This window comes from Massilia sp. GER05 (genome assembly GCF_052056005.1).
GTDB classification, from domain to species: Bacteria; Pseudomonadota; Gammaproteobacteria; order Burkholderiales; family Burkholderiaceae_D; genus Telluria; species Telluria orientalis.
The window spans coordinates 3,679,821-3,697,832 of sequence record NZ_CP178858.1; the positions used below are offsets into that span (position 1 = coordinate 3,679,821).

At 67.8% G+C, this 18,012-nt stretch carries 12 protein-coding genes and 2 riboswitches; of the genes, 7 read left to right on the top strand and 5 right to left on the bottom strand.

All coding sequences use genetic code 11. The annotated features are described in order from the left end of the window. Positions 1–53: 53 nt before the first annotated feature. On the top strand, positions 54–1,712 hold the full coding sequence (locus ACL58G_RS16575) for a peptide chain release factor 3 (protein WP_413385275.1): 1,659 nt from the start codon (positions 54–56) through the stop codon (positions 1,710–1,712). 93 nt (positions 1,713–1,805) lie between these two features. On the opposite strand, the gene ACL58G_RS16580 is transcribed toward ACL58G_RS16575, so the two are convergent. Next, positions 1,806–2,132 (bottom strand): hypothetical protein, encoded by a 327-nt coding sequence (locus ACL58G_RS16580; protein ID WP_413385277.1) that lies wholly within the window; start codon positions 2,130–2,132, stop codon positions 1,806–1,808. A 156-nt stretch (positions 2,133–2,288) separates the two neighbouring features. Between ACL58G_RS16580 and ACL58G_RS16585 the strand changes: the two genes are divergently transcribed. Beyond that, complete coding sequence (locus ACL58G_RS16585; RefSeq protein WP_440962489.1) at positions 2,289–3,893, top strand: MCP four helix bundle domain-containing protein; 1,605 nt, start codon at positions 2,289–2,291, stop codon at positions 3,891–3,893. A gap of 80 nt (positions 3,894–3,973) precedes the next feature. On the opposite strand, the gene gcvP is transcribed toward ACL58G_RS16585, so the two are convergent. The 3 genes from gcvP to gcvT all read right to left on the bottom strand — a co-directional run bounded on the left by gcvP (position 3,974) and on the right by gcvT (position 8,540). Further along, positions 3,974–6,853, bottom strand: coding sequence for an aminomethyl-transferring glycine dehydrogenase (gcvP, locus tag ACL58G_RS16590; protein ID WP_440962490.1), 2,880 nt, complete (start codon positions 6,851–6,853; stop codon positions 3,974–3,976). A gap of 131 nt (positions 6,854–6,984) precedes the next feature. Next, the gene (gene gcvH, locus ACL58G_RS16595) at positions 6,985–7,365 is read right to left on the bottom strand and encodes a glycine cleavage system protein GcvH (protein WP_036228522.1); all 381 of its coding nucleotides are present in this window, start codon (positions 7,363–7,365) and stop codon (positions 6,985–6,987) included. Between the two features lie 50 nt (positions 7,366–7,415). Next, a complete protein-coding gene (gene gcvT / locus ACL58G_RS16600; protein WP_440962491.1) occupies positions 7,416–8,540 on the bottom strand; it encodes a glycine cleavage system aminomethyltransferase GcvT in 1,125 nt (374 codons plus the stop codon). Positions 8,541–8,592: 52 nt separating this feature from the next. Further along, a riboswitch (glycine riboswitch) is annotated at positions 8,593–8,690 on the bottom strand. 16 nt (positions 8,691–8,706) lie between these two features. After that, a riboswitch (glycine riboswitch) is annotated at positions 8,707–8,792 on the bottom strand. Positions 8,793–8,926: 134 nt separating this feature from the next. Here gcvT and ACL58G_RS16605 point away from each other — a divergent pair. Continuing rightward, positions 8,927–9,484: an ATP-dependent Clp protease proteolytic subunit gene (locus ACL58G_RS16605; RefSeq protein ID WP_413385285.1), complete on the top strand. Its 558-nt coding sequence runs from the start codon at positions 8,927–8,929 to the stop codon at positions 9,482–9,484. Between the two features lie 65 nt (positions 9,485–9,549). Here the strand turns inward: ACL58G_RS16605 and ACL58G_RS16610 are convergent, their stop codons facing one another. Next, positions 9,550–9,768 carry a hypothetical protein gene (locus tag ACL58G_RS16610; protein WP_056135972.1) on the bottom strand — a complete coding sequence of 73 codons (219 nt, stop codon included), beginning with the start codon at positions 9,766–9,768 and terminating at the stop codon, positions 9,550–9,552. A gap of 318 nt (positions 9,769–10,086) precedes the next feature. Here ACL58G_RS16610 and ACL58G_RS16615 point away from each other — a divergent pair, with 318 nt between their 5' ends. From ACL58G_RS16615 to ACL58G_RS16630, 4 genes are all read left to right on the top strand, one after another. Next, a complete protein-coding gene (locus ACL58G_RS16615) occupies positions 10,087–12,405 on the top strand; it encodes a DUF1631 family protein (protein WP_440962492.1) in 2,319 nt (772 codons plus the stop codon). A 137-nt stretch (positions 12,406–12,542) separates the two neighbouring features. Further along, positions 12,543–13,211 (top strand): phosphatase PAP2 family protein, encoded by a 669-nt coding sequence (locus ACL58G_RS16620; protein ID WP_440962493.1) that lies wholly within the window; start codon positions 12,543–12,545, stop codon positions 13,209–13,211. A gap of 94 nt (positions 13,212–13,305) precedes the next feature. After that, on the top strand, positions 13,306–16,830 hold the full coding sequence (gene smc, locus ACL58G_RS16625; protein WP_440962494.1) for a chromosome segregation protein SMC: 3,525 nt from the start codon (positions 13,306–13,308) through the stop codon (positions 16,828–16,830). Next, positions 16,827–18,005, top strand: coding sequence for a cell division protein ZipA C-terminal FtsZ-binding domain-containing protein (locus ACL58G_RS16630; RefSeq protein WP_440962495.1), 1,179 nt, complete (start codon positions 16,827–16,829; stop codon positions 18,003–18,005). Before smc ends, ACL58G_RS16630 begins: the two co-directional genes overlap by 4 nt. The last annotated feature ends 7 nt before the right edge of the window (positions 18,006–18,012 follow it).

Consider the following 18,012-nt stretch of genomic DNA (forward strand, 5'->3'; position numbering starts at 1 on the left):
GTACGCTGGACCCGGTAAAATCGAGAGTTTTGCAAGCGCCCCAGGGCGAGACCATGTCCAACGAAATCGACGCAACCACCACCGACATCCAGGAAGCCGCGCTAACCGGCAAGCCCGCCGCCACGATCGCGCGCGAAGTCGCGCGCCGCCGCACCTTCGGCATCATTTCCCACCCCGACGCCGGTAAAACGACGCTCACCGAAAAGCTGCTGCTGTTCTCGGGCGCGATCCAGCTCGCAGGCACCGTCAAGGGCCGCAAGAGCGGCCGCCATGCGACGTCGGACTGGATGGACATCGAAAAGCAGCGCGGCATCTCGGTCGCGTCGTCGGTGATGCAGTTCGAGTTCCGCGACCACGTCATCAACCTCCTCGACACCCCGGGCCACCAGGACTTTTCGGAAGACACGTACCGCGTGCTGACGGCCGTCGACTCGGCGCTGATGGTGATCGACGCCGCGAAGGGCGTGGAAGAACAGACGATCAAGCTGCTGGACGTGTGCCGCATGCGCGACACGCCGATCGTCACCTTCATGAACAAGCTCGACCGCGAAACCCGCGACCCGCTCGAGCTGCTCGACGAAGTGGAATCGGTGCTGAAGATCGAATGCGCACCGGTGACCTGGCCGATCGGCATGGGCAAGAACTTCCGCGGCGTGTACCACCTGCTGAACGACGAAGTCATGCTGTTCAAGGCGGGCGAAGAGAAGGCCGACGGCGCCTACGAGATCATCAAGGGCATCGACAACCCGCGCCTCACCGAGATGTTCCCGCTCGAGATGGAACAGCTCAAGATGGAAGTGGAGCTGGTGCACGGCGCCTCGCATCCGTTCGACCTGGAGCGCTTCCTGTCCGGCGTGCAGACCCCCGTGTTCTTTGGCTCCGCCATCAACAACTTCGGCGTGCGCGAGATCCTGTCGGCCCTCGTCGAATGGGCGCCGGGCCCGCGCGAGCGCGATGCGACCGTGCGCGCCGTGCGCCCGGACGAGCAGCCGTTCTCGGGCTTCGTCTTCAAGATCCAGGCCAACATGGACCCGGCACACCGCGACCGCATCGCGTTCCTGCGTGTGTGTTCCGGCCGTTTCGAGAAGGGCATGAAGGTCAAGCACCTGCGCCTGGGCCGTGAAGTGAAACTGTCGTCCGTCGTGACGTTCATGGCGTCGAGCCGCGAACAGGTCGAAGAGGCTTACGCGGGCGACATCATCGGCCTGCCGAACCACGGCAACATGCAGATCGGCGACAGCTTCTCGGAAGGCGAGCTGCTGACGTTCACCGGCATCCCGTACTTCGCGCCGGAGCTGTTCCGCACGGTGCGTATCCGCAATCCGCTCAAGACCAAGCAGCTCCACAAGGGCCTGCAGCAGCTGGGCGAAGAGGGCGCCGTGCAGGTGTTCAAGCCGGTGATGGGCAGCGACCTGATTCTCGGCGCCGTCGGCGTGCTGCAGTTCGAGGTCGTCGCGAGCCGCCTGCTGAACGAATACGGCGTCGACGCCGTGTTCGAGGGCGCGAGCATCAGCAGCGCGCGCTGGGTGTCGAGCGACGACAAGAAGGCCCTGTCCGACTTCGAGACGCAGCTGGCGCACAACGTCGCCTACGACGCCGCCGGCAACCTCGCCTATCTCGCCACGTCCGGCGTCAACCTGCGCCTCACGCAGGAGCGCTGGCCGAAGCTGCAGTTCCACGCGACGCGCGAGCACGCCGCCAAGCTGGATTAACGTAACGATATGCCTCGTGGGCACGGGGTGCCCACCCTGCGAACGCCTCCATTGCCGATTGGTGGGCTCCCCGAGCCCACCAAACGCCCGCGTTCACGCCTCCGGCCTGGCGATCAACGCTTCCACGATACTCCCCACGTAGCACACGGCGAACACGATCCCGGCCAGCGTCACGCTGAACGGCGTGGGCGCATTCGCCAGCTGCGCCTCGATCGCCGCCGGATCCATCGCCATCTTCCCGCTCAACAGCTGGTCGGCGACCGTGTTCGCCTGGTCCAGCGCAAAACTGAAATACAGGATCGCGGCGATGGCGGCCGGCGCCAGGAACAGCAGGGCACGCGTGCGTCGCCCCAGGTAGTACTGGCCCACGCCGGGAAACACCAGGGCCGACAGCAATGCGCCCACACTCTTACGTCTCATCCTGTTCCTCTCACGTTGGCGGGCTTGAGCCAACACAATGGCCAACCCCGGGGGCGGCGTACATTCATTTAATGCACGCCGGAAATACTGCCAGCCAGGAGGAGACCATGACCCATTCATTCCCCCTCGAACTCGTCAATCGGACGACGTCCTGACATGCTGGCCCGTCTGCGCATCGGTCCCAAGCTGCTGCTGGCGCCCGGCGTCGTGCTGCTGCTGCTCGTGCTGCTGTCCTGCGGCAGCTACTACGCGATGGTACGCCAGAATGCGTCGCTCGACAGCATCGTGCAGCGCCGGGCGGCGAACATGCGCGCGGCGGCGGAGCTGTCCGCGGCGGCGCGCAGCGCGCATGCCCAGGCGTACCAGGTCCTGACCTGGATCAGCGGCAGCTTTCCGCACTTCCGCGTCGACCCGCTCGCACTCGACCTGCGGGCCCGGCACGGCGGGGTCGAGCGCGACCTCGCCCAGCTGGCGCGCCTGACGGCCGACAGCCCGGAAGAACAGCGCTACGTCGAACAGGCCCGTGCCGCCTGGGCGCAATACGTGCCGGCCGTGCGCGACGTGATCGAGATCGCGCGCATCGACCAGTCGATCAGCGCCAATGCGATGGTCAAGGCTGAGCGTGCGTTCGCCGTCGTCGCCCAGCGCCTGGCGGAGCTGTCGCGGCGCGAGCAGGCGCTGTCCGAGCAGGCGTCGCGCGATGCGGCCGACGATTTTCGCCTGATCGCGGTGCTGATGCCGGTGGTGATCGTCCTGTCGATCGCCGCCTCGCTGGCGATCACGATGGCGGTGCGGCGCGCGCTGCTGGCCGATATCGGTGCGATCGGCGCGGCCGCCCACGGCCTCGCCAGCGGCGACCTGACGATCCGCGCGCGGACCTATGCGGACGACGAAATCGGCCAGACGGCAAGGCTGCTCGACGCCGGCATCCGCGGCCTGAACCGCCAGTTGCGCACCGTGCTCGAGTCGGCCCGCGCGATCGGCGAGGCGTCGCGCGAGATCACGCTGGGCCGTGCCGGCATGCCGCCGCGCGCGCACGTGCGCGACGCGCTGGACCGCACGACGGCGTCGATGCAGGCGCTGGCGGCGGCGCTCGACGACAGCGCCGCCGGCGCGCACGCCGCGGGCGACCTGGCGGCGCGTGCAGGTGTCGCGGCGGACGAGGGCGGCGCGCTCGCGCACCGCCTGGTGACGACGATGGAACAGGTGCGGCGCGCGGCCGTGCGCATGGACCGCATCGGCGCGGCCATCGAGACCACGCTGGCACGCACGGGCGACGCCGACGGCGGTGCCCGCGAAGCACGCGCCCTGGCCCGGCGCGCCCAGCGCGCGGCACGCGAGGCGCGCACGCTCGCGCGCGAGACCGTGGCCGCGCTCGACGATGGCGGCACCTGCGCGGTCGAAGCCGGCGCGACGATGGCGAGCCTGGCGGGCGCCGTGGAAGACATGGCCGGCATCGTCGACACGATCGGCAGCACGGGCACGGAACGGGCGCGCGAGCTGGCCGGCGCGGCCCAGGCGATCGTGCGCATGGACGAACTCACGCAACAGGGTTCGCGCATGGTGGAAGAAGCGGCGCTGGCCGCGCGCGCGCTGCAGCAGCAGGCGCTGGCACTGGCGCGCACGGTGGCCGTGTTCCGGCTCGACGAGGCCGTGCAGGGCTCCAATGAAACGGCCCCGCCGGGGACGCATCTGCTGCGTCCCGGCAGGGCCGGGCGTTCTTACCTCCGGCTGGCGAGCAGCCGGGGGAAGAACCGCTGATTACTCGGGCGTCGCACGTGGGCACGGGGTGCCCACTCTACGGCTGTAGTGCGGGCGGCCCGCCGCCCACGCGTACCGTCTCACTCGTAGTCTTCGATGGGGGCGCAGCCGCAGAACAGGTTACGGTCACCATACGCGTTATCCGCGCGGCCGACCGGCGGCCAGTACTTCTTCTTGCGCAGCGACGGCACCGGGAAGGCGGCCACTTCGCGCGAATAGGTGTGCTGCCAGTCGTCCGACGTGACGACTTCCGCGGTGTGCGGCGCGCCCTTCAGCGGGTTGTCCATGCGGTCGTACTCGCCGCGCTCCACTTTCACGATCTCCGCGTGGATGCAGATCATCGCTTCGATGAAGCGGTCCAGCTCCGCCTTCGATTCCGACTCGGTCGGCTCGATCATCAGCGTGCCCGGCACCGGGAAGCTCATGGTCGGCGCGTGGAAGCCGAAGTCCATCAGGCGCTTGGCCACGTCTTCGTTGCTGATGCCGGTGGCATCCTGCAGCGGACGCAGGTCGATGATGCACTCGTGCGCGACGAGGCCGTCGTGGCCCGTGTACAGCACCGGGTAGTGCGGCGCCAGGCGGCGCGCGATGTAGTTGGCGTTCAGGATCGCCGTCTCCGTCGCCGCCGTCAGGCCTTCCGCGCCCATCATCGCGATGTACATCCACGAGATCGGCAGGATCGATGCGGAGCCGTAGGCGGCCGAGCTGACGGCGCCGATGCCGGCTTCGTTCCGCTGGTAACCCGTCGAGGCCTGGTTCGGCAGGAACGGCACGAGGTGTTCGGCCACGGCCACCGGACCGACGCCGGGACCGCCGCCGCCGTGCGGGATGCAGAAGGTCTTGTGCAGGTTCAGGTGGCTGACGTCGCCGCCGAACAGGCCCGGACCGGCGACGCCCACCAGCGCGTTCATGTTGGCGCCGTCGACATACACCTGGCCGCCGTGCGCGTGCACGATCTCGCACAGTTCCTTGATGCCTTCCTCGAACACGCCGTGCGTGGACGGGTAGGTGACCATCACGCACGCCAGGTTGGCGCTGTGTTCCTCGGCCTTCTTCTTCAGGTCGGCGAGGTCCACGTTGCCGTTGGCGTCGCACGCGGTCACGACGACCTTCATGCCCACCATGTTGGCCGACGCCGGGTTGGTGCCGTGCGCCGACGACGGGATCAGGCAGATGTTGCGGTGGCCTTCGCCGCGCGACTGGTGGTACTTCTGGATGATCAGCAGGCCCGCGTACTCGCCCTGCGAGCCGGCGTTCGGCTGCAGCGACACGCCGGCGTAGCCCGTGACGGCGCACAGCATCGCTTCCAGCTGGCCGATCATCTCGCGGTAGCCGACGGTCTGCTCATCCGGCGCGAACGGGTGGATGTTCGAGAATTCCGGCCACGTCACCGGGATCATCTCGGACGTCGCGTTCAGCTTCATCGTGCACGAACCCAGCGGGATCATCGTGCGGTCGAGCGCCAGGTCCTTGTCGGCCAGTGCGCGCAGGTAGCGCAGCATCTCGTGCTCGGCGTGGTAGCGGTTGAACGTCGGGTGCGTCAGGTAGGCGCTCGTGCGGGCCAGCGCGGCCGGGTAGGCGTCCTGCGCGTCCTTGTCCAGCGTGTCGAAATCGACGTCGGCGCCGCCGAAGATTTTTACCAGCAGGGCGATGTCGTCGCGGCCTATCGTCTCGTCCAGCGAGATGCCCACGTGGCGCGCATCGATGCGGCGCAGGTTGACGCCGTGGTCGTTCGCCACGCGGTGGATCTCGTCGGCGTTGTCGGCGATGACGGTGATCGTGTCGAAATACGATTCATTGGCCAGCTGGAAGCCGAGGCCCTTCAGCGCGGTGGCGAGGATGCCCGTGTAGCGGTGCACGCGGCGGGCGATCTGTTCCAGGCCTTGCGGGCCGTGGTAGACGGCGTACATCGAGGCCATCACGGCCAGCAGGACCTGCGCCGTGCAGATGTTCGACGTCGCTTTTTCGCGGCGGATGTGCTGTTCGCGCGTTTGCAGCGCGAGGCGGAACGCGGGGTTGCCCTGGGCGTCGATGGTGACGCCGGCCAAGCGGCCCGCCATGCTGCGCTTGTACTCGTCGCGCGTGGCCAGGTAGCCCGCGTGCGGGCCGCCGAAGCCGAGCGGCACGCCGAAGCGCTGGCTGTTGCCAACGACGACGTCGGCGCCCCATTCGCCCGGTGGCGCGAGGACGGTCAGCGCCAGCAGGTCGGCCGCGACGACGACCATCGCGCCGGCCGCATGCAGCTTCTCGACGGCGGCGCGGTAGTCGCGCACGTCGCCGTTCACGCCCGGGTATTGCAGCAGGACGCCGAAGCAGGATTCGGCGAGGTTCTCGATATCGCCGGCGGCGACGGTGCGCACTTCGACGCCGATCGGCAGCGCGCGGGTCTGCACGACTTCCAGCGTCTGCGGCAGCACGTCGTCGGCGACGTAGAACACTTTCGATGGCGACTTGCCGACGCGCTGGATCAGCGTCATCGCCTCGGCCGCGGCCGTGCCTTCGTCCAGCATCGACGCGTTGGCGATGCCCATGCCGGTCAGGTCGGTGATGACCTGCTGGAAGTTCAGGATGGCTTCCAGGCGGCCCTGCGAGATCTCCGGCTGGTACGGCGTGTACGCGGTGTACCAGGCCGGGTTTTCGAAGATGTTGCGCAGGATGACGGGCGGCGTGTGGGTGCCGTAGTAGCCCTGGCCGATCAGCGACTTCATGACCTTGTTCTGCACCGCGATGCCTTTCAGCTTCGCGAGTGCGGCCTGCTCGGGCAGCGGCTCGAAGAACTGGCCCAGGTCCAGCTTGTCCTTGCGGCGGATGTTGGCGGGAACGACGGCGTCGATCAGCTCGGCACGCGAGGCGTAGCCGAGGACGGACAGCATGGCCGCCTGTTCGGATGCGGACGGGCCGATGTGGCGCGGGATGAAGCCATCGCGTGCTTCGAGTTGGGTCAGGCTGGTGCGGGTCATGATGGGGGACGAAAAAAAGTCGGCGCGTGAGGTACCACTCCGTCGCCCCCGCGCAGGCGGGGGCCCAAGTTCAGCGTGCGCGGCAGCTCGAACTTGGATTCCCGCCTCCGCGGGAATGACGGTCAATCAAATCAGCCTTCGGTGGCCTTGCCGTAAGCAGCCGCATCCAGCAGGCCATTGACGGCGGCCGGATCCGACGGCTGCAGCTTGAACAGCCACGCATCGTAGGCGTTCGCGTTGATCGAGTCCGGCGCGTCGGCCGTGGCCTGGTTCACCGCGGTGACGGTGCCCGAGACCGGGGCGTAGATGTCGCTGGCGGCCTTGACGGACTCGACGACGGCGGCGTCATCGCCGGCGGTGAAGGCCTTGCCGACCTGCGGCAGTTCGACGAACACGATGTCGCCCAGGGCGTCCTGCGCGTATTCGGTGATGCCCACGGTCAGGGTGCCGTCGGCCTCCTGGCGGACCCACTCGTGGGACTCGGTGTACTTCAGGTCGGCTGGGATGTTCATGTGCGTAACTCCGTAGTGATGGATGGTGCGGTAAGTATAGTGTTGTTTGTTCAGGACGCGAGGATCTTGCCGTTACGCACGAACGGCAGTTTGACGACGGATGCCGCCAGTTTTTTGTCGCGGATTTCCACGTGGACTGTGTCGCCGATGGCGACGTCGACCGGCACGCGCGCGAGCGCGATCGCCTGCTGCATCGACGGGCTGAACGTGCCGCTCGTGATTTCGCCGGCATTGCCGGATGCGGCCACGACTTTCTGGTGGGCGCGCAGGATGCCGCCTTTTTCGCGCAGGATCAGGCCGACGAATTGCTGCGTCTGGCCGTTTTTCCGCAGGGCGGATTTGCCGATGAAGTCGCGCTCGGCGTTGAGGTCGACGGTCCAGGCGAGGCCGGCGTCCAGCGGCGAGACGTTGTCGTCCATGTCCTGGCCGTACAGATTCATGCCCGCTTCCAGGCGCAGCGTGTCGCGTGCGCCGAGGCCGGCCGGCTTGACGCCGGCGGCGGCGAGGGCGTTCCACAGCGCCTCGACCTGGCTGGCCGGCACGCCGATCTCGAACCCGTCTTCGCCCGTATAGCCGGTGCGCGCGACCATCAGTTCGCCGAACGGGGTGTCGTGCACGATCACGGCGTTGAACGGCTTCAGGCCTTCCGACGGGGCCTGCGTCTGCGGCACGACCTGCCACGTTTTCGCGCGGGCGTTCGGGCCCTGCACGGCGACGAGGGCGATGCCGTCGGCGCTCAGGTCGGCGCGGCGCGGGGTGATCGTCAGGCCGCTATTGGTGGCGTCGTTCTGCTGGCTGATCCAGGCGATGTCCTTCTCGGCCGTGCCGGCGTTGACGACGAGGCGGAACCAGTCTTCGGCGAAGTAGTAGACGATCAGGTCGTCGATGACGCCGCCCTGCGGGTTCAGCATGCACGAGTACAGGGCCTTGCCCGGTGCCTGCAGCTTGTCGACGTTGTTGGCCAGCAGGCCGCGCAGGAAGGCGCGCACGTTCGCGCCTTTCAGGTCGACCACGCACATGTGCGACACGTCGAACATGCCGGCATCGCCGCGCACGGCATTGTGTTCTTCGATCTGGGAGCCGTAGTTGACGGGCATGTCCCAGCCGCCGAAGTCGACCATCTTGGCGCCGGCGGCACGGTGTACGGAATTGAGCGGGGTCGCTTTGAGCGTCATGGATGGTTCCTCGGCAGAAAATGGGTTCGCGCATGCGGATGCCCGCATGCTCTCGCACCCCTCTGTCCTCGGTACCTGAGAGATAGCGACAAGGTGTTGTCGCCTGCCCCTTCGGTGGGCCGGTGAAGGCCGCTCTCCAGAGTTGGTCCACTGCGCGTTGCGCAGCAGCCCCTGACCGGTCCGGTTGCCTGAGAGTTTTTGGGTAATGCCCCTTCGGCGGCAGCCTGCGCTGCGCTCTCCCGGTCAAGACTGCGAAGTCTATGTCAGTGGTGACGGGAAGTCAATCGGCCGGGGGAGGCCTCACACGATTGCCATGGGGCACCACGGACATGCGGACGTGTTTTGTTACACTTGCTCTACGACCTTTCTGACGGAAGAGACCCACTATGAGCGAAGATCCTGGAAAACAGAAAGTAGGGTGGTTCACCCTGTCCGGCGACGTGAACAGCGACATGGTGCATCGTGTCTTCGAGGCAGTGGCCGGCATGAACGACGACGGCATCGAGACGGCGCACATCCTCCTGCAGTCGAACGGGGGCTATGTCAGCGACGGCCTGTGCCTGTACAACTTCCTGGCCAATGCCCCCGTCAATTGCGTCATGTACAACGGCGGCGCCGTCGCGTCGATCGCGGTGATCCTGTTCCTGGCGGGCCAGCAGCGCTATGCGAGCGAGACGGCGCGCTTCATGATCCACAAGTCGCATGCGACAGCTTCGCCCGGCTCGCGTCCGGATGCGCTGAACATCATCGTCGAGGGCCTGCGCGCCGACGATGCGCGCACGGAATCCATCCTGCGCAAGCACATCGAGCTGACGCCCGAACAGTGGGGCATCCACCAGTACGGCGACCTGCACCTGAACGCGCGCGACGCCAAGGCGGCGGGCATGATCGACGAGGTGCGCGATTTCGCGCCGCCCAAGGGCTCGTACCTGCGCAACATCTGATAAACAAAGAGCCTGTCGCGGTCGTCCCGCGCCAGGCTCTTTCGACCTTCCGGAAAGCGCTGCAATCAGCGCTTGTTGTCGTTCTTGTGGCTTTGACGGCCAGCCTCGGCATGCTGCTCCGGGGTGCCGCCGCGGGTGCCGCCCGAGCCGCCCGAACGCGAGCCCGAACCGGAGCCCGACTGCTTGTTGCCGTCGTTCTTGTGGCTTTGCTGGCCAGCCTTGACGTGTTGTTCGTGGGAGCCGCCCTGGTTACCCGAGCGCGAAGAATTCTTGTTCGAAGCCATGATCATTCCTTTCGAGAGTGGAGATGTCCTGCTTACCGAAGCGATTTCGGTATTGCAATGATGCGAGCGCGACAATTGAACGGGTATCGGATCACCTCTTGACCACTTGTAGGACTACAGGCATTACGCTAGCAATAATTTTCTTCGCTAACACGTATTTTGCATATTCTTATTCGCCGGCAATCGTATCTTGCGACGCGGCATAGCGTTTTTTGTCGATCTATGGTCTCTTCAATAGCATAAGCATTTTCCTGGACGTGGCGCTGGCCGATCGATTTTAATTGCCACTTGGAAATTATGTGCCACAATAGAACAACCATGTCTTCCAGCCCCGTCCAGACCCCGGCCGCCCGCAAGGCCGCGTCGTCGCAGCAGGCGACGCTGGATGCGCTCGCCGGTATCGCAGACACCTGGGTCAAGGAGCAACTGACCGCGATGACGGCCCGCATGGCCGCGGCACTGGGCGACCTGACCCGTCACAACGGCGACCCGCAGGACGTCCAGCGGCGCGTGAAGGCGGCCCGCCTGCTGAAGGACAATGCGTACGCCTTCTTCCACCTGGCATCCGGCGCGACCGCCCTGGCGGTGCGGCGCGAGCTCGACCGCCTGGCGCCGCGGGCCGCGCCGATGCGCATGACGGCGGCGTCGTTGGACCTCGTGCCGCTGGAAGAGGTCGACAGCCGCCTCGCACTGGGCGCGCTGGCCCGACCCTTCGACATCCGGTACGCCGACCCGCTCGCCACGCTGGCCGTCCGCCTCGGCATGCTGCTCGGACGCGGCGTGCTGCGCGCGGACAGCAATCCCTTCCGTCCCGAGATCTTCCTCGGCGCGCTCGACGAGGCGTGGCGTGAATTCGAACCGGAAACGGATGTCCATGGCCTCATCCAGCCCCTGCTGCGGCCGGACATCGTGTTCGACCTCGCCCCGCTGTACGACTCCCTCGTCGCCGCGCTGCGCAAGGAGGGCCAGCCGGGTTCCGTGGGGGCTTACCGCATCCAGAAGACGGATGGCGGCGCCGCCGCGAAGGCGGCCCGCGCCGCCCAGCGCGCCGCCCTTGCGGAGCAGTTGCGCAAGCTGTTCGGCGACGATGGCGGCGAGGATGGCGTCCCGCTGATTCCCGACCTGCCCGCCTTGCCGTCCAGCGGCGGCGGCTGGCGGCCGAGCGGAGCGGGGACGTTCGCGGCGACGCCGGTCAAGGACCGGGCTGCACAACCGGCGGCTGGCTTCATCGCCCCGTCCGGTGCGGCAGCCCAACCCGGCGCCGGCTTCGCAGCGGGAACGGGGCAGGCCGAGTCCGGCTGGTCGGCCGCCCTGCAAGGCATGCTGGCGCAATCCGGCGGCACGGCGCCGCTGATGGACCTGCTGGCGCGCATCGAGCCGGCGCCGGCGCAAGGAACGCAAGCGGCCGCCACGCCGCATAACGTGTTCTACCTGCCGCGCCTGAAGCAGAGCCTGCCCCAGGGCAGCCTGCCGCGCCGCGACGAACGTACGCTGGACCTGCTGTCGCGTGTGTTCGAGACCGTGTTGCTGGACGACAGTATCCCGCCGCGCACGCGCGAACTGCTGCAACTCCTGCAGGTGCCCGTGCTGAAGGCCGCTCTGCTCGACAACAATTTCTTCTTCGAGCAAGACCATCCGGCGCGCCGCCTTGTCGACCTGATGTCGCGCGTCGGCTGGGAGCAGAGAGACGATGCGGACGACCCGCTGTTCCAGGCGATGCGGCGCAGCGTCGCACGCGTGGGCGAGGCGCGGCCGGAGGCGTTCGCGAATGCCGTCGCCGAGCTGGAAGCGGGCATCGCCGCCGACGAGTCGGCCCAGGTAGCCGCGCTCGCCGCACCGGTCGCCAGCGCGCTGAAACGGGAAAAGCACGAGGTCGCGGCGCGCCAGGCCCGCGACGCCATCGCCCTGCGGGTGCAGGCCGGCGACGTCGACGAGGTCGTCAGCGGCTTCCTCGAGCAGCGCTGGACGACCGTGCTGACGTTCGCGTGGACGATCGAGGATGCGCGCCCGGGCGCCGTCGACAACGCCACCCGGGCCATGGACGACCTGATCTGGAGCGTCAAGCCGAAGGCCACGCCGGAGCAGCGCAAGGCCCTGATCGCCCGGCTGCCGCGTCTGCTGCAGACGCTGAACAAGTGGCTCGATGCGATCAAGTGGCAGGACGCCGAGCGCCTGCAATTCTTCGCCCGCCTGGCCGAATACCATGCTGCCATCGTGCGCGCGCCCATCGAGCTGTCGCCGGAGCGCCAGCTGGAACTGGCCACGCAGGCGGCCCAGCAGGATGCGCTGCGCAAAATCGAGATGGAAAACGCGGCCGCGGAACAGGCGGCGGCGCGGGTGGCCAAGGTGTCCGCCGTCGACGGCCTGGAGCGCGGCATGTGGCTGGAATTCCGCACGGGCGAAGGCGCGCGCAAGGTCAAGCTGGCGTGGGTGAGCCCGCTGCGCACGCTGTTCATCTTCTCCGGCGCCGGGCGGCGCGAAGCGTTCTCGCTGCCGGCCGACAAGCTGGCCGCGGTCCTGAACGACGGCAGCGCGCGCGTGCTCGCCATCGACGGCGTCGTCGGGCAGGTGCTCTCCGACGCAATGGCCCAAGGGGCCGTCAACGATTCGAATATCTCGGCCGTTGCCGTGACGTAGGGCGGGCTCCCCGAGCCCGCGCGAACGCCGGGACGCCGCATGCGTCACGCGTGGGCACGGCGTGCCCATCCAACGTGTTGGTATCGGTCGCGTGACCGGGTTATAGTCGAGCGTCGTCATCCATCACCGAATCCAACATGCTCTGGTGGTCCCATCTCTCGGCGCTGGGCGGCCTCAACGTCACGGCGCTGCTCGCCGTCGGCGTGGCGGCCTGGCTCGTCGGCGCGCGCTGCTGGCGGCTGGCGCTCGTCTGGTGCGCCGTGTTCGGTGGTGCCATGTTCGTGGCGGCCGCGAGCCAGGTGGCGTTCATCGGCTGGGGCGTCGGGATCCGGTCGTTGTCGTTCACGGGCTGTTCCGGCCATGCGGCCCGGGCCGCGACCGTGTTTCCCGTCGCCTTGTTCCTGCTGGTGGAGCGCGGTTCGCCGCGCCTGCGCCGGGGCGCCGTGGCCGTGGGCGGCCTGCTCGCCGTCGCGGTGGCGCTGGCCCGGGTGCAGGTCGGCGCCCATTCCGCCAGCGAAGCCCTGTCCGGTTGCGTACTCGGCCTGGCGGCGGCCGCGCTGTTCCTCGCGCACGCGCGCGCCGCGCAGGACTGCTCGCCGCAGCCGCTGCTGGCGGGCCTGCTCGCGGCGACGATCCTGTTGCCGCGCGCCGATCCCGCCTACTCCCACCAATGGCTGACGGCCGTCGCGCTGAAGCTGTCCGGGCGCGACCGGGTCTACCTGCGCAACGACTGGCAGCCGGCGCAGGGGCCGTACGTCCCGCCATGCGCCCCGGACCGGCTCCGTTTTGCCGTCCTCTGCACCTGAACCCGCGCGCACGACGGCTAAAACTTGGCCGAAAAGCAAGGCGCAGATGGTATGATGCAGCCTTTATCGACTTCTCCCCCTACCGTAAGCGAACGTGCGTCTATCCTCCATCAAATTGTCGGGATTTAAGTCTTTCGTCGATCCCACCAATTTCCAGGTGCCGGGGCAACTGGTCGGCGTGGTCGGCCCGAACGGATGCGGCAAATCGAACATCATCGATGCCGTACGGTGGGTGCTGGGCGAATCGAAAGCGTCCGAGCTGCGCGGCGAATCGATGCAGGACGTGATCTTCAACGGTTCCACCAACCGCAAGCCGGCCGGGCGCGCGTCTGTCGAACTCGTGTTCGACAACAGTGCCGGCAAGGCGGCCGGGCAGTGGAGCCAGTACGCCGAGATCGCCGTCAAGCGCACGCTCACGCGCGACGGCACGTCGACCTATTACATCAACGGCCAGCCCGTGCGCCGGCGCGACATCCAGGACATCTTCCTCGGCACGGGCTTGGGGCCCCGCGCCTACGCCATCATCGGCCAGGGCATGATCTCGCGCATCATCGAATCGCGCCCGGAAGAGCTGCGCGTGTTCCTGGAGGAAGCGGCCGGCGTCTCGAAATACAAGGAGCGCCGGCGCGAGACGGAAAACCGGCTGTCCGACACGCGCGAGAACCTGCTGCGCGTCGAGGACATCCTGCGCGAGCTGAACGCGAATCTCGAAAAGCTGGAGGCGCAGGCCGCCGTCGCCAACCGTTTCCACCAGCTGCAGGCCGACCAGGAAGAGAAGCAGAAACTGCTCTGGCTCCTGCGCCGCAACGAGGCCAGGGCCGAGCAGCTGCGCTGGTTCCAGGAGATGGAGCAGGCGCAGACCGGACTCGAATCCCAGAACGCGCAGCTGCGCAACCTGGAGCTCGAGCTGGAACGCATGCGCCAGGCGCACTACGAGACGGGCGACCGCCTGCACGTGGCGCAGGGCGCGCTGTACCAGACCAATTCCGAGATCGGCAGCCTGGAAGCGCAGATCAAGTTCGTCGTCGAGTCGCGCACGCGCCTGCAGAACCAGATCGGGACGCTCACGGCCCAGCGCGAGCAGTGGCTGAACCAGGCGGGCGAGACGCAGGAGCAGATCGAGGAAGCCGAGTTCCGCCTGGAAGAACTGGCGGCGCGCGTGGAAGGCGCGCAGATCGCGGCGGAGGCGCAGAACGAACGCCTGCCCGACCTGGAAGCGGCGTGGCGCGACGCGCAGAACAGGTCGACCGAGTCGCGCGCCCGCATCATGCAGATCCAGCAGCGCATCGAGCTGTCGTCCGCGCACCAGCGCAATGCGTCGAACATCCTCGCGAGCCTGGCCACGCGGCGCGAGCGCCTGCAGCAGGAGCGCGGCGGACTCAATCTGCCGGACGCCGGCCACCTCGACAACCTGCGCATGCAGCTGGAAGAAAAGCAGCTGCAGCTGGAAGAACAGAACCTGATGCTGGAAGAGGCGGCGAGCCGCCAGGAAGCCGTCGAGCAGGAGCGGCGCGACGCGCATGCGCAGGTCCAGCAGGAGGCCGCCTCCAACGCCAGGCTGGAAGCGCGCTTGACCGCGCTGCGCCAGCTGCAGGAACGCGTGCAGACGCAAGGTAAAGTCCAGCCGTGGCTGCAGAAGCACGAACTGGATAAACTGCCGCGCCTGTGGCAGAAGCTCGACATCGAGACGGGCTGGGAGACGGCGCTGGAATCCGTGCTGCGCGAGCGCACGGGCGCGCTGGAAGTGTCGAACCTCGACTGGGCGCGCGGCTTCTTCGGCGATGCGCCGCCGGCCCGCATGGCGCTGTATTCGCCGGCACCGGGCAGCGCGGGCGCGCAGGATCATCACGGCCTGAAACCGTTCGCGAGTCTCCTCAAGCTGAACGACCCGGGCCTGCGCGGCCTGCTGGACGACTGGCTGACAGGCGTCTACGTGGCCGACGATCCGGGCACGGCGCTCGCGCAGCGTGGGAGGCTCCCACAGGGCGGCTGCTTCGTCACGCCGCAAGGCCACATGGTCACCGCGTCGAGCGTGCGCTTCTACGCGGCGGACGCCGAGCAGGACGGCGTGCTCGCGCGCCAGCACGAGATCGACAACATCGGCAAACAGTTGCGCGCGCAGGCGCTGCTGCTGGACGAGGCCCGCACGCGCGCCGCGCGCGCCGACGCGGCGGTGTCCGACCTGCAGCGCCGCCTGCAGGACGGCCGCCAGAAAGTCGCGACCTTGCAGCGCGACGTGCATGCGCTGCAGATCGACGTGGTGAAACAGGCCGAGGTCGAGGCGCGCTTCAACCAGAGGAGCGGCCAGATCGCGGCGGACCTCGACGAGATCGCCGCGCAGGAAGCGGAGCAGAGACAGGCGAAGGCCGAGGCGGAAGCGCAGTTCGAAGAGCTGGACATGGAACTCGCCGAACTGCAGGGCGCGCACGAAGACGGCCAGGTCGAGTTCGAGGAACAGGAGCGGATCCTTGCCGAAGCGCGCAACCGACTGCGCGACCTCGAACGCGCGGCGCAGGAAGCCGTGTTCGCGGAAAAGACGCAGCGCACGCGCATCGAGGAACTCCGCCGCACGATCGCCACCGCCCAGCAGCAGGCGCAGCAAGTCCTGGAAAGCATCGCAGCCGGCAAGCTGGAGCTGGAAGCGCTGGAATCCGGCGCGGCGGCGGAAGGCCTGCAAGGCCTGCTGGCAAGGCGCACGGAGCAGGAACGGCTGCTTTCCGATGCGCGCCACGAACTGGACCAGCTCACGCAGCAGCTGCGTGCGGCGGAAGAAGCCCGCATGGCGGCGGAGCGCGGCCTGCAGCCGCAGCGCGAGCGCATCACCGAGATGCAGCTGAAGGAACAGGCCGCGCGCCTGAACCAGGAACAGTTCGCGGAAGCGTTGTCGGCCACGGGCGCCGACGAGGCCGCGCTGTCCGAAAAGCTCGACCCCGAGCTGAAACCGTCGTACCTGCAGGGCGAGGTCACGCGCCTGACGAATGCCATCGTGTCGCTCGGTGCCGTCAACCTCGCGGCAGTGGAAGAGCTGGCGCAGGCGACGGAGAGAAAGCGCTTCCTCGACGCGCAGAACAACGACCTGCTGGAGGCGATCGGCACGCTGGAAGGCGCGATCTCCCGCATCGACCGCGAATCGCGCGACCTGCTGCAGGACACGTTCGACCGCGTCAACCTGCATTTCTCGGAACTGTTTCCGATCCTGTTCGGCGGCGGCCAGGCCAAGCTCGTGATGACGGGGGACGAAATCCTCGACTCGGGCGTGCAGGTGATGGCCCAGCCGCCCGGCAAGAAGAACGCGACGATCCATCTGCTGTCCGGCGGCGAGAAGGCGCTGACGGCGACGGCGCTCGTGTTCTCGATGTTCCGCCTGAACCCGGCGCCGTTCTGCCTCCTCGACGAGGTCGACGCGCCGCTGGACGACGCCAATACCGAGCGCTTCTGCCGCATGGTGAAGCGCATGTCGGACCATACCCAATTCCTCTTCATCTCGCACAACAAGATCGCGATGGAGATGGCCAACCAACTGATCGGTGTGACGATGCAGGAGCAGGGCGTGTCGCGCATCGTGGCGGTGGACATGGAGTCCGCCGCGAATTTCGCTACTGAGGCACAAGCAGCATGACAGACTTTCAAATGAGCCTGATCGCGGCCGGCGGCGTCTTCGTCGTCGGCGTCATTAGTTACAACAAGTGGCAGGAGTACAAGGCCCGCAAGAGCGTCGAGCGCGCGTTTTCGCACGACCACGACGACGTGCTGATGAAGGGCGGCTCGAGCGAGCGCGCGGAACCGCACGTCCAGCGGCACGAGCCCGTGCTGGACGGCGGCCCCGTGCCGGATCACGACGTGCTGATCGAGCCGGGCATCGTCGCCGAGCCGTTCCAGCACGCCGCGCCGGGCCCCACACCTGCGGCCGCGCCGGTGCCCGCGGCCGCGGCCGCGCTCGACCCGGCCGCCGAGCTGCCGGCCGTGAAGCCGGATACACCGCCCGCGCAACTGGCCGAGAACCTCGTCGACCCGCTGATCGACTGCCTGATCCCGCTGAATTCGGAAGGCCCGCTGCGCGGCGACCGCATCCTGCCCGCGCTGCTGAAACTGCGCCGCGTCGGCAACAAGCCCGTGCACTTCGTCGGCCTCGCGGTGAACGGCGACTGGGAACCGATCGTGCACGGCGGCGTGTACACGAAGCTGCAGGCCGGCGTCCAGTTGGCCACGCGCACGACGGCGCTGAACGAGCTGGAGTACTCGGAGATGGTCACGCGCCTGCGCGCCGTCGCCGACGAGATTGGCGCCGAGCCGGAAGTGCCGGACATGATCGAAGTGATGAGCGAAGCGAAGACGCTGCACCGCTTCGTCGCCGGCCACGATGCGCAACTGGGCGTGAACCTCGCGTCCAAAGGCGCGCCGTGGGCAATGGCCACGTTGATCGGCGCGCTGGAAAACGCAGCCTTCGACGTGCGCCCGGACGGCAAGTTCGTCATGCTGGATAAAGAGGAGGGCGGCGGCACCCTGTTCACGCTGTCCACGAACGTCACGCTGGGCGCCGATACGACGTCGCGCCTGACCCTGCTGCTGGACGTGCCGTGCGTGCCCCCGGCCCGCGACGGTTTCGGCAAGATGGTCGCCTGCGCGAAGGACCTCGAGCAGCGCCTGGATGCTGCCATCGTCGACGACTTCGACCAGCCGCTGACGGATGCGGCGCTGGAAGAGATCGCGGGCCAGGTGCGCGAGTTCTACCAGGAGATGGACACGGCCGACGTCGCCGCCGGTTCCACCCGCGCGCTGCGCCTGTTCAGCTGAGGTGAGC